This is a genomic window from Romboutsia sp. CE17 (assembly GCF_012317385.1).
GTDB lineage: Bacteria > Bacillota > Clostridia > Peptostreptococcales > Peptostreptococcaceae > Romboutsia_E.
In genome coordinates, this window is sequence record NZ_CP051144.1 from 1539623 (window position 1) to 1552281 (window position 12659).

General features: G+C 26.0%; 13 protein-coding genes. 1 reads left to right on the forward strand and 12 read right to left on the reverse strand.

Annotated elements, in window-relative coordinates:
• Positions 1-52: 52 nt before the first annotated feature.
• The 5 genes from HF520_RS07375 to HF520_RS07395 form a co-directional block, all read right to left on the reverse strand.
• Positions 53-1360: a hypothetical protein gene (locus HF520_RS07375; protein ID WP_168573408.1), complete on the reverse strand. Its 1308-nt coding sequence runs from the start codon at positions 1358-1360 to the stop codon at positions 53-55.
• A 154-nt stretch (positions 1361-1514) separates the two neighbouring features.
• The gene (locus tag HF520_RS07380; protein WP_168573409.1) at positions 1515-1610 is read right to left on the reverse strand and encodes a heavy metal-binding domain-containing protein; all 96 of its coding nucleotides are present in this window, start codon (positions 1608-1610) and stop codon (positions 1515-1517) included.
• A 227-nt stretch (positions 1611-1837) separates the two neighbouring features.
• Entirely contained in the window at positions 1838-3211 is a 1374-nt protein-coding gene (locus tag HF520_RS07385) for a GTP pyrophosphokinase (RefSeq protein WP_168573410.1), read from the reverse strand.
• A gap of 161 nt (positions 3212-3372) precedes the next feature.
• Positions 3373-5838 (reverse strand): DNA helicase RecQ, encoded by a 2466-nt coding sequence (recQ, locus tag HF520_RS07390; RefSeq protein ID WP_168573411.1) that lies wholly within the window; start codon positions 5836-5838, stop codon positions 3373-3375.
• 166 nt (positions 5839-6004) lie between these two features.
• Positions 6005-7426, reverse strand: coding sequence for an alanine/glycine:cation symporter family protein (locus HF520_RS07395; protein ID WP_168573412.1), 1422 nt, complete (start codon positions 7424-7426; stop codon positions 6005-6007).
• A gap of 370 nt (positions 7427-7796) precedes the next feature.
• On the opposite strand from HF520_RS07395, the gene HF520_RS07400 reads away from it, so the two are divergent.
• The gene (locus HF520_RS07400; protein WP_168573413.1) at positions 7797-8018 is read left to right on the forward strand and encodes a YdbC family protein; all 222 of its coding nucleotides are present in this window, start codon (positions 7797-7799) and stop codon (positions 8016-8018) included.
• A gap of 124 nt (positions 8019-8142) precedes the next feature.
• On the opposite strand, the gene HF520_RS07405 is transcribed toward HF520_RS07400, so the two are convergent.
• From HF520_RS07405 to HF520_RS07435, 7 genes are all read right to left on the reverse strand, one after another.
• Positions 8143-8514, reverse strand: coding sequence for a NifB/NifX family molybdenum-iron cluster-binding protein (locus HF520_RS07405; protein WP_168573414.1), 372 nt, complete (start codon positions 8512-8514; stop codon positions 8143-8145).
• A 2-nt stretch (positions 8515-8516) separates the two neighbouring features.
• On the reverse strand, positions 8517-8888 hold the full coding sequence (locus HF520_RS07410; RefSeq protein WP_168573415.1) for an ArsR/SmtB family transcription factor: 372 nt from the start codon (positions 8886-8888) through the stop codon (positions 8517-8519).
• 151 nt (positions 8889-9039) lie between these two features.
• Complete coding sequence (locus tag HF520_RS07415) at positions 9040-9942, reverse strand: NAD(P)/FAD-dependent oxidoreductase (protein WP_168573416.1); 903 nt, start codon at positions 9940-9942, stop codon at positions 9040-9042.
• Between the two features lie 15 nt (positions 9943-9957).
• Entirely contained in the window at positions 9958-10275 is a 318-nt protein-coding gene (trxA, locus tag HF520_RS07420) for a thioredoxin (RefSeq protein WP_168573417.1), read from the reverse strand.
• A 110-nt stretch (positions 10276-10385) separates the two neighbouring features.
• Positions 10386-11636, reverse strand: a complete 1251-nt coding sequence (locus HF520_RS07425) for a sensor histidine kinase (RefSeq protein ID WP_168574787.1) — start codon at positions 11634-11636, stop codon at positions 10386-10388.
• Positions 11626-12297, reverse strand: a complete 672-nt coding sequence (locus tag HF520_RS07430; protein WP_168573418.1) for a response regulator transcription factor — start codon at positions 12295-12297, stop codon at positions 11626-11628. Before HF520_RS07430 ends, HF520_RS07425 begins: the two co-directional genes overlap by 11 nt.
• Before the next feature lie 148 nt (positions 12298-12445).
• A complete protein-coding gene (locus tag HF520_RS07435) occupies positions 12446-12625 on the reverse strand; it encodes a hypothetical protein (protein WP_168573419.1) in 180 nt (59 codons plus the stop codon).
• Between the last annotated feature and the right edge of the window lie 34 nt (positions 12626-12659).

Below are 12659 nucleotides of genomic sequence, written 5' to 3' on the forward strand. Positions count from 1 at the left end.
AATTCAATCCTTTGTTATTTATTTTTATATATTATATAAATTCAACGTGTGATTATTCATCATCATCAGCTAGTTGACTATACACTTTAACCCCCGCCTCAGCATTATCAATTATAATAGCATCATCAATATACGGTTTACAAGAATCAGAGTAATCGTCTCCCCTTAAATTAGCTAATATTCTCTTATTAGGTACTCCATTTACATTAGTTAATCCTATCTCTACGCATATATTTGAAAAGATACCTCTTCCAATATGCGTTGCCCAAGGTGCATTAAGATACTTTTTATACTCTGAATATGAATTTTCTTTAAGGTATTCTAAGAATGCCTCTTTAACTTTATTAAATCTCTTTCTGTAAGTACTTCCTGACATCGGATTCCCATATTTATCAATAAATAATGCTCTGCTAATCTTATTGGTTCTCTCTAAAATTTCAGACCTACGTTTCAAATGAGTCTCCCATCTTTCCTTTAATTTATTATCAAAATCAAATACAGGCTGATTTCTTCTATGCTTCTTAGGACTACTAGTGTCTATTTGTATTCCTCTAGGTACGAATAACTCATCAGTTCTATCTGTGATATTTGCCTCAAGAATAAAAGTCCCTTCTTGCATATCAGCATAATCTTGGTATTCATTATAAATACTAACATCATCTAGTATTAAATTAACAACTTCTCCTCTTCTGAGCCCTCCCATAATTTGAAGTGCTATTCCAAACTCTATATCAGGTGCTTTTTCTTTAGCTAAAGATAAGAATTTTTTCCATAGTTTCCTACTCATATTATTTCGTTTTTCATTAGCCACCCTTTTCTTACTTGGTCTTATTACTTTGTGATTTGGGTCATCAAAAGGTGATAGGTGTACCTTTTTACCTTTGCTTCCATTAGATGGTTTACATATCTTATATTCTATCTTCATCTTTTTGTTCTTCATTATTTTTTTTCTAATTATAAATGAATAAAAATTTATTAGTATATTTTCTTTCTGCTCGACTGTGTCTAGTGAGTTCTTCAAAGTAGTTCCACAATAGTTTAAGTATTTAGATGCATGAACTAATTCTAGCCCAAAGAATCCTTCTTCTTTAAGTTTAAGGAAGTCTTCATCTTCGCCTTCTTTGACTTTGCTTTTTACATAATTTAAAAAAGCACAAACAATAATAGCTGTATTTTTTCTTGTACTTATAGCTTTTTTCCCATAGTACAATGTTATGAATTCAGTTAGTGAACTAGGTATAGAGATTGTATAACCTTCCTCAGTTATTAACTGTTCTTCAATCACTACTTTCATTTCTCTTTTTATTTCACCATCTTGTATATAGTCAACTACTCTCTGTTTTTGTTTATACTCAACCAATAAAAAAACACCTTCTCTCTGCCATTATATTTTATGTTTATATACCATTTCTATTCTATAACTTTTTTATAACTTATAGAATAGCTTATAGTATTCATATAATAACATTTAAAGGTGTCACTTGTCATCTATTTACTTGTATTTTATAACTTTATTAAAAGGCGTTCACATTAACAGTACTATCTGAAACGAGACCTAATACTTCCTTTATATCTTTACCAGGTATTGTATCGGTTGTTACTATTAACATAATAGATTCCCCCATTCGTAGTTTTGTTTTTCATTATTAAAAGTCTTCATATTAAAATTATAGGATTCTATTATGCTTAAATCAATTATATTTACCTAAATGTCTATTTTATAATAAATTAAAATTGTATTATTTAATATCACTATAAATCATTATCTTTCCACAACTAATATAGTATATAAAAAGAAGCTATTATCATAGTAATCATAATAATAGCTTCTTTGCCTTTAGTTAAATAACTTTATTATCTTTTTTTCAATTTTATTTATAATCTCATCTTTTAATTCTAAATATTCTTCATAGTCTTCAATATCTCTACATATGTTACTAATAGATTCACCTATTATAAAGTTAATTTTTTCTAAGTTGTAATCATATAATATTTCTACTGTATCAACTTTAATAAGTGTCCTCGCTATTGCTAAATATATTTCCTTTATTATAATTTTACCACATTCACCATAATAGGAAATTATTTGCTCTATGCTATCTTTTGAAATAACTCTAACTTTAATAAATTCCATGAAGTTTTCAAAATCCTTTTTATTATTATAAGGTTCTATTTCAAATAAAATTCTAAAAAATAAATTCCAAGTAAATTCATCGTTTATTTTTTCTATAATTGATTCACCTAATGTTTTACAAAATTCATCATTTAGTACAGGTTTCTTTTCAAACAGAATAGGTTGATTAAAGTCTATGTCTTTTTTGGATATCTCATTTATTCTAGATAATCCATTAATCATTAAATCTCCAAATAAACTTTCATCCATTTCTTGTTGATTTTTATTGAAAGAGTAATTTAAAATTGTTTCACAAGGTTTTTTAAAATCTACAACAAATCCTATGCTATCTTTCATTTTCATAGAAAACGTATCATGAGCCATTTTAGCTAATAGCTTTTCTAATTCTTTATTTTTTCCTTTAGAATGTTCAATTCCCGATGTGTTAAAATTTTTATAAATATTAAGTAACTGATTATCTATCATAGTTAAGTTATTTTTTATAGATACCATCATATCTTTTAAGAAACTATCTCCTAATAAGTATGTATTATTTTTATAAATAACTTTATGTTCTATTTCGCTCCAGAATATATTTACTAGCGATTTTATTTGTAACTCAAATTTAATTTGTCTATCCAAGTAATTAAACATTCCATCTATTCTATATATTTCAAATCCATTTTTTTGTTTTTGAGGTTGCCTTTCACAAAGTTTTAATTTGATATTAGGGTTTTCCTTATTATAATAATACGTTTTATCATCACTTTTATTAAAATATTTTCTTAATACCCTATAAATTTTATTTTCATCTTCTATAAACCTACATTCTATTCTTACACCTATCAAATCTGATAAATTATGAATAAGGCTACTTGCTTCATTATATTTTTTTAAATATCTATTTCTTATAATCTTTTCCCTTAAACTAGATTCCGATTTAACTCTAGATTTTACATTTATATATTCCTCTTCTTTATAATCTAAAATTCCTTCAAAATATTTTTCTAATTCATATCCTATTAATTCTAATGTAGAAGTCATAGAATTAAGCATATCTATTGATTCTTCTATAAAGTCAAATTCTAACAATCCCATAGTTTACTCTCCTAATTTATTCTATGCTTGCTTTTTAATTTTATAATGTTTTTTCTTCAAAGTAAACTTTCTATAATAAAATTTCATTTTAATTTCACATTTTAAGAAAAATTTCATATTATTTTCTTCTTTGACTTTATATTTTAATTATATCTACATTCTTACACATTATAACCCATTTTTTCTAAATATTTTTCAAGAATTACTGCCCTTATACTTTCATATTTAATATAATCAGGTAAATTCTTCTTTATTACACTTATCTTTTCTTCTCCAAATGCACGACAAGCATCTAAGATAATTTCTTTTTCTTCATTATTATAAAAATCTTTTAAGTTTAGTTTAAAGTTAATTAATTGTCCTTCTTTTACATAATCGTATATATATCCTAATATTGTTGATATAGAAGTTTCTAATTCTTCACTTATATACTCAATAGATTTTCCTTGGTTTAATAAATCTAAAGCTATTTCATTATTTTTTCTACTTTCACCATCTATAACTACTTTTAACTTATTTTTTTCTTTCCATAATGTATCTATGTTATTTTCTTTTATGTAAGAATTAACTATTTCTAATATATCTTTTCCATACTTATCTATTTTTACTGGCCCAATACCACTTATATCATTTAATTCTATATTATCTTTAGGATATCTTCCACTTATTTCTTTAAGAGTGTTATTTGATAAAATTCTATATGGCATTGTTTTCTCTTTTTGCGCATATTTTAATCTTAATTCTTTCAACTTTTCATATAGTTTTATATCTGTATTGACAAATAGAAATTCTCCATCCTCATTATTATTTAATTTTTTTGTATTTGATTCCTTATCAATTCCATATTCTAGTAAGTATTCTTTTATTATATTAATAAATTTATTTCCGTATTTTTCATATTTAATTTCTCCAACCCCAGATATACTAATCATTTCTTCCTTTGTTGTTGCATATGTTGATGACATTGATTTTAATACACTATCTCCAAACACCATATATGGTGCTATATAATTTTCTCTAGCTATTTCACTTCTAAGTTCTACTAATCTTTCATATAATTCATTTTCTACATATCTAGACTTAGTTACTCTAGATTCCTTGAATTCAACTTTTATTTCATTCTTTATTACTCTCATAGATTGTTCATTTAGCTTTATAGTTGGGAAACTACCTCTTACTCCTATATTTTCAACAACTTCCAAAAATCCATGTGCCACAAGTGTATTTATAAAAGTTTTTAAATCTTCTGCTGAATAATTTTTCATAATACCATAAGTAGTTAAACTATCAAATTTTTGTTCTATCACTTTTTTATTTTTAGAACCTCTAAGCACATCAATAATCATAGTAGCACCAAAGCTTCGTTTCATTCTAGCTATACAAGATATAACCTTCTGAGCATCTAATGTTTTATCTACTACTTCGCCTTCATTTAAGCAGTTACTACAATTATCACATTTACCTTCTAAATCATCTCCAAAGTAATTTAATATACTTTTTCGATAACATCCATTGCTATAAACCAAGTCCACCATTTGCTGAAGTTTTTTATATTGAATTCTTTTTCTTTCTGGGTTATCTATGCCTACTTCTACTAAATATTTCTGAGTATGTACATCTCCTGGTGTAAACAAAAGTACACATTCACTAGCCTCTCCATCTCTTCCAGCTCTACCTATTTCTTGATAATAGTTTTCTATACTTTGAGGCATGTTGTAGTGTATAACCCATCTAACATTAAATTTATCAATTCCCATTCCGAATGCATTTGTCGCTACCATTATTTGTATTTCATCATTTATAAATTTTTCTTGATTTTCTTTTCTTATTTCATTAGTTAATCCAGCATGATATTTAGAAACTGAATAGTTCCTCTTAAGTAACCCTTCATATATACTTTCTACTTCTTTTCTAGTTGCTGCATATATTATTCCACTCTCATTTTTATGGTTTTCTATGTAATCTAATAAGTATCTATTTTTTGAAGAAGATTTAACTATATTTATAGATAAGTTTTCCCTATCAAATCCTGTTATATAAACATCTGGTTTTTGTAAATCAAGTATATTCATAATATCATATTTTACTTCATCACTAGCTGTAGCAGTAAATGCCGTTACTATAGGTCTTATATTTAAACTTTTTATAAAGTATGGTATTCTTTTATAACTTGGTCTAAAGTCATGTCCCCAGCTAGAAATACAATGTGCTTCATCTATTGCAATTTGACTTATATTTTTAGTTTTCATTAGATTTATAAACTCCATACTATCAAGTCTTTCTGGAGCAACATAAAGTAATTTATATTTATCTAATTCTATATTTTCTAGTATTTGATTATATTCAGTAGTAGATAGTGAACTATTTATAAACTCTGCATCTATTCCCATTACTTTTAACGTGTCTACTTGGTCTTTCATTAATGATATTAGTGGCGATATAACTATAGTTATCCCCTCTAAACAAAGTGCTGGTACTTGATAACAAACAGACTTTCCTCCACCTGTAGGCATTATAGCTAACACATCTTTTTTATTAATTATCGAATTTATGATACTTTCTTGACCCTTTCTAAAACTTGTATATCCATAGTATTTGGATAGTATATCTAAAGGCTTTATCTTCATTTATATTCTCCTTTAAGTCATTATTATGTTAAATTATACTCTTATAATCTATATCTAATTATATTATCATAATTTACTTTGTCTATATCAATTTAAATTTTAAATAAAATAAAGAGGCATTACCATAATAGTAATGCCTCTTTTTAAAATAAGTTTTATATTTTAATTAAGCTATTATTTCATCATCTTTGTTCCATCCTGAAACATTCTCAAGACCAGGTATATTTGATGGATCAAATATTGGATCTTTTACACCTGCTTTTCTTTGCTTTTCATAATCTTTTAATGCAATGAATGCATATTTACCTAATAATGCTATTGCTATTAAGTTTATTATTGCCATTAATCCCATAAATACATCTGCTAAATTCCAAACTATTTTTATTTGAGCTACAGATCCAAATAATACAAATGCCACAACTGCTAATCTAAATACTGTCATTGTAGATTTTTTATTATTCATAAATTCTATATTTGATTGACCATAGTAGTAGTTACCAACTATTGAACTAAATGCAAATAATAGTATACAAACTGCTATGAATGTATTTCCTATAGGCCCTATATGATACGTTAATGCCTCTTGTGTTAAACCTATACCTTCAGCCGAACTCGTTGCATATCCTGGATATAAAAGTACTATAAATGCTGTACAAGAACATATTATTAATGTATCAACGAAAACTCCAAGAGCTTGAATTAAACCTTGCTTTACAGGATGAGAAACTTCTGCTGTTGCTGCTGCATTAGGAGCACTACCCATACCTGCTTCATTAGAGAATAGACCTCTCTTAACTCCTATAAGTATCATACCACCCATAGTACCCATAGACATACTTCTAAAATCTAAAGCATTTGAGAATATTAATTTTATTACATTTGGCATTTCACCTAAGTTCGTAATCATTATAAATAGTGCAACTAATATATATAAACTTGCAAGAACTGGAACTATAACTTCAGATACTTTTGCTATCCTATTAGCTCCACCAAATATTACTAATGCAGTTAAACCTGCTATTACTAATCCTAGTATGAATCTATCTATACCAAATGCATTATTAAATGCAGCCGTTATTGTATTAGCTTGCACTGCATTGAATACAAACCCAAAGCATATTGTTATAAGTACTGAGAATGTAACTCCCATCCACTTTTTATTTAAACCTTGCTCCATATAATATGCTGGTCCGCCTCTATACGATTTGCCATCCTTAACTTTGTATATTTGAGCTAATGTGCTTTCTACAAAACCTGAAGCTGACCCTATAAGAGCTATAAGCCACATCCAAAATATTGCGCCTGGACCTCCAGCAACTACCGCTAAAGCTATACCTGCAATATTACCAGTACCTACCCTAGAAGCTGTACTTATACAAAAAGCTTGGAATGAAGATATTTTTCCTTCTTTTTTAGCATCCTTGGAAGATCCCTCTCCTAATAACCTAAACATTTCTTTAAAATATCTAAATTGTACAAAATTTGTCTTTGCAGTAAAATAAATGCCTAATACAATAAGCATTGCTATTAATATATAGGTCCATATAAAGTCATTAATTCTCAGAACTAATTCGTTTAATAATTCCATATTTTAATTCCTCCTTGTATTAACTTTCCTTTAATTATTTTAAATAAATTAAATTTTCTATAAAAATGAAATTTATATTTTACTTTATTCATTTAAATTAATTATATGTGATTTTTACATAAATTACAATATAAAAATGCAACTTTTTTTTTATAAGTTGCATTTTTATATATGTAAACTTTTTTCTCATTTTTTATACAATTCTTTTTTTAATTACTATGTATATTTTTATTTAAATTATAATTTTATAAATATATTAAACTTCACTTTTTCTAAATTATGTTATAATTATTAAGTATAATTAAAACATAATAGTTGATAATCTTTGAAAGTATAACTATCTTTGCTTATATCTAAGGAGGAATATATAATGGCAAATATTAAATATGAAATAGTAAAAGAAATTGGAATAATATCCACTTCATCTAAGGGATGGAATAAAGAACTTAATTTAATAAGTTGGAATGATAGAGAGCCTAAATATGACCTTAGAGACTGGGATGAAAATCATGAGAAAATGGGTAAAGGCGTAACATTTACAAAAGAGGAATTAATTAATTTGAAAAATTTACTTAATAGTATTGAAATTTAAGCTAAATTTATTTTAATCTATAAATTAACTTTAGAAAATAAAAACAGGAAGACATAATATTATGTAATTTTACATTATTATATCTTCCTGTTTTTATTTATTGTAATATTAATTTTTTATTATTTTAATGGTGTCCGCAACCATCATGGCTACATGTATGATTAGATGGAAATTCTTGTAGCTTATTTTCTTTATATAAATCTAAATTTTCCTTTATTGTTTCTCCTTGAGATTTATATACTTTAACACCCATATCATTTAATTTCATTATTGCTCCTTGTCCAATTCCACCTACTATTACTGCATCTACAATATTACCTTGTAATGCTTTTAATGGCTGACATTTTCCATGTTCATGATGTAAATCATTATTGCTTAACTCAGTTATTTCATTCTTTTCTAAATCATAAACTACAAACATTGGAGCTGACCCAAAATGTCCATATGGTTTACTCTCTAATCCTTTATTAACTTCTACTGGAACACAAATTTTCATTGCTAAAATCCTCTCCTTTTACAACATTTTTTAATTGTTTTACAATTATTTTTGCAACCAAAATCTTGCATTTTTGCTATTTCATCAAATTTATTAATATAATCTTCACTATCACTCTTAATAAAATTGATAAATGATAAACACTGTTCGAATACATCTTTATTCACGGTATAAAAAACAAAGTAGCCTTCTTTTATTCCCTTAATAATTCCAGCATCTTTAAGAACTTTAATATGTTGTGATACAGCTGAATCTGATATACCTAAAAATTTAGAAATGCCTTTTTGGCATATATTCCTTTTAGATGCTAATATTAAAATATTTAGCCTAGTTTCGTCGCTCAATGCTTTAAATACTTTACTTAGATTTTCCATCAGTCACCTCTTATTTAGTTAAGTGTTTACTTAATTAAATAGTAGTACTCTTAATTAATATAATCAACCATTATTTTGATTTTTTAAATAAAAAAGTACTATTTATAAATAAACATAAATAGTACTTTTAATATATAGTTAATGTAATATTCTAATCTTGTTTTTGTAGTTTTTTAGCTTCCATCTTTAATTTATCTAAATATGAAACTGCATTTAAAGCTGCTATTTGACCTTGACCGGCAGATTTTATATATGAATATGGTTTACCTGCACAATCTCCACAAGCATAACAACCTTTTATATTAGTAGCCATATTAGTATCTACTATAACATGAGGTCCATCTGTTTCTAAACCAGGAACTAATGATTTTACTGATGCACTATCTTTTATCACGAATACACCATCTACATCAATTTGTTTTTCTTTAAATGAAACTTTATTAACTAGAGTTTCTCCGTGAATTTGGATAGGCCTATCATTTATTACCTCAATAGAGCTATCTAAATGTAAACTGCCTCTCATTAAAGATTCATTTTTATACATTGGTATAAAATACGTTTTTGATGCGATTTCACTTAAGAAGTTTGCTTCTTCTTCTGATTCTTTATTATATCCTATTATTGCAACTTTTTTATCTTTGTATAAAGGTGCATCACATGTTGCACAATAACCTACACCTCTTCCTAAAAACTCTTCTTCACCTTTTATAGGCTTACCGTATTCAACACCTGTTGCTAATATAACAGTTGTAGCTTCATACATAGAGTCTCCAGACATTAGTGCAAAATAATCACCCATAGAATATATATTATTTATTCTTTTTTCACATATTTCTATATCTAATTGTTTTATATGATCAAGAAACTTATCTTTTAAGTCAACTCCACTTATTTCATAAAATCCTAAGTAGTTATCTATTGATGGAGCCTTTACAATTTTATTACTTAGATTCGAAGTTCCAAATAATATTATATTTTTATTCCTTATCTTTGCATTTATAGCAGCTGATAATCCCGCTGGACCAGAGCCTACTATTGCTATATCATATCTCATAATATCACCTATATTTTATAAATAAGATTCAACCTTAGCTTTTATTTGTTCTTTAGGCATAAATCCTATCATTTTGTCAACTACCTTTCCATCTTTGAATATTATCATTGTTGGTACTGTTGAAACGCTAAATTGCTGAGCTATTTCTAAACTTTGATCTACATCTAATTTATAAAATTTAGCCTTACCATCCATTTCTGTTCCAAGTGCTTCAAATACTGGTGCTAACATTTTGCATGGTCCACACCAAGTTGCAAAAAAGTCTACTACTACTACACCTGATGCTCCTTCAACTTCACTTCTAAATTCTGATGTTTTTATTATTTTAGCCATTTTAATTTCCTCCTAGCCCTTTTCTATAATTATATTATGATTCTTTTTTTATTTAGTTATCATATTTTACAATAAATTTTTCTAATACAATTATACCCATATTTTACCTACTAAATCAAATTTTTATTTTGACTAATTTGCTTTTTAGGTATTTTAATTTCAAATATAGTATATTCACCTAATTTTGAATCAACATTTACATCATACTTTAAATTTACACTTAACATTTTAGCAATAGAAAGACCTATACCAGATCCATCTATATCTTGATTTCTCACTAATTCACTTCTAAAGAACCTATCAAATATATGAGGTAAATCTTCTTTTTTTATTCCTATACCTGTATCTTTAACTGATATACTTGTAAATCCTTCTTTCTCTCCTAAAATTATCTCTACATTATCATTTGCATTAGTATATTTAAAAGCATTTTCTAAAAATATTAAAATTAATTGCTTTAATTTATTTTTATCTGTAACTATAATTTTATTCTTTAATTCACCTTTTACAATAAATCCCTTATCTTGCATCTCTGCAATTTCTTCGTAGTCATTATATATATTAAAAACTAATTCTTCTATATTTATACTTTCTAAATTTATTTTTGATATATAATCTTCTTTACTTAGTGATAATAAATCATTTATCATTTTTTTCATTCTTCTAGTTTCTCTCATTGCATCTGCTACAGTTTCTACTTCATCACTTATTGTGTTGCTTGGATTTCTTAGCATACCTTCTAGTTTCGAAGATACTATTGCAATAGGAGTTCTAAGTTCATGTGAAGCATCTTGAATAAATTTTGCCTGATTACTCCAAGCAGTCTCTATGGGACTTAATGCTTTACGTGTTAAGTATATAGCTATAAAATAAGCCACTATTAAAGATATTAATATCCCTATAATTAATGAAAATAGTAATTGTTTTAATGAACTCATTTCTGAATCAATATTTCTAATTATTTCTATTGTATATTTTCCAATATTTAAGTTTAAAACTCTAAATGTATATCCATTATTATACCATGTAGAAAAAGTATCCTTTTTTATACCTTCTACATTAGGATAAAAATTTTCAAAATATCTATTTTCAGTGTAATATCTTATTCTTCCATTTTCATAAACATAAACCATATTACTTGGATCGTTAAGTACAATAGGATTAAAAATAGAACTTCTACTAAATTGTGCATTAATTGATTCTAACTCTTCTTCTATTATTGTATCTAAATTAGTATATGTAAGTTCTTTGAAATAAAAGAATATAAAACTCGAAAAAATTAATAAAAATCCCCCTACTACTAGTAAGTTTATTTTTATCAATCTTTTTCTGGTTTCAGTAAATACATTTTTATTTATCATCAAACATATAACCTACCTTACGCTTAGTTTTTATATACTTATCATAGTCATATTTACTTAATTTTTTTCTTAAATTACTTACATACACTTCAACTATTTCAATTGTAGCATCGGATTCTACTCCCCAGATTCTATCGTAAATCTGCTCTTTTAATAAAATAGTACCTTTATTAAGTAAAAAATATTCTAATAATTCAAATTGTTTATTTTGTAAAATTATTTCTTCACCATTTAAAAATACTCTTCTTTTACTAAGATCTAAATGTAAGTCTCTAAATTCTAAACTATTTTTATCACTTAATTTTCCATTAGTTCTAAGTATTGCATATATCCTTGCTATTAACTCTTCCATATAAAATGGCTTTGTCAAGTAATCATTTGCCCCTATAGAAAATGCCCCTACCTTATCATCTAAGGATTCCTTTGCTGTCAATATAATAACTGGTGTTTCAATATAATTATCTCTAATTTTCTTTAATATATCTAATCCATTTAAATTTGGTAGCATTAAATCTAATACAATTAAATCATAAATACCTTGACTAATTAAATAAAGTGCTTCTTCACCATCTCCACATGTCTCACATTGAAAATGCTTTTTAATCTCTTTTTCTATACTTTCTAAAAGTTTTTTATTATCTTCAACCACTAATATTTTCATATTACCCTCCACAAATACTTCTTAAACTACATTATAACCCTTTATAATAAATATTTTAAATAAAAAATTATTTAAATCAATTAACTAAATATAATTTTATTATAAATAAAAAATCAGCTTCGAAAATTTAAATTTCGAAGCTGATTTTTTATTCAAATTGGTTATTTGAGTAATTTTTAAGTATATCTACAAAGTCATTTATGCTAACCTCATCATTTGATTTATTAGACATTTTTTCATAATACCAGCTAGCAAATTCTTGATTTGCTAATAAAGAATTTAATTGTTCATAATCTAAACCAGTATAGTTTTGTTTATTATCATTCATTATTATACCCCCTTTTTAATATATAACTAGTATC

Excerpts from the sequence above, each read along its gene's own strand:
- HF520_RS07380 (WP_168573409.1), bottom strand. The coding sequence starts at position 1,610 with ATGTTAATAGTAACAACCGATACAATACCTGGTAAAGATATAAAGGAA.
- HF520_RS07385 (WP_168573410.1), bottom strand. The coding sequence starts at position 3,211 with ATGGGATTGTTAGAATTTGACTTTATAGAAGAATCAATAGATATGCTT.
- recQ (WP_168573411.1), bottom strand. The coding sequence starts at position 5,838 with ATGAAGATAAAGCCTTTAGATATACTATCCAAATACTATGGATATACA.
- HF520_RS07395 (WP_168573412.1), bottom strand. The coding sequence starts at position 7,426 with ATGGAATTATTAAACGAATTAGTTCTGAGAATTAATGACTTTATATGG.
- HF520_RS07400 (WP_168573413.1), top strand. The coding sequence starts at position 7,797 with ATGGCAAATATTAAATATGAAATAGTAAAAGAAATTGGAATAATATCC.
- HF520_RS07405 (WP_168573414.1), bottom strand. The coding sequence starts at position 8,514 with ATGAAAATTTGTGTTCCAGTAGAAGTTAATAAAGGATTAGAGAGTAAA.
- HF520_RS07410 (WP_168573415.1), bottom strand. The coding sequence starts at position 8,888 with ATGGAAAATCTAAGTAAAGTATTTAAAGCATTGAGCGACGAAACTAGG.
- HF520_RS07415 (WP_168573416.1), bottom strand. The coding sequence starts at position 9,942 with ATGAGATATGATATAGCAATAGTAGGCTCTGGTCCAGCGGGATTATCA.
- trxA (WP_168573417.1), bottom strand. The coding sequence starts at position 10,275 with ATGGCTAAAATAATAAAAACATCAGAATTTAGAAGTGAAGTTGAAGGA.
- HF520_RS07425 (WP_168574787.1), bottom strand. The coding sequence starts at position 11,636 with ATGATAAATAAAAATGTATTTACTGAAACCAGAAAAAGATTGATAAAA.
- HF520_RS07430 (WP_168573418.1), bottom strand. The coding sequence starts at position 12,297 with ATGAAAATATTAGTGGTTGAAGATAATAAAAAACTTTTAGAAAGTATA.
- HF520_RS07435 (WP_168573419.1), bottom strand. The coding sequence starts at position 12,625 with ATGAATGATAATAAACAAAACTATACTGGTTTAGATTATGAACAATTA.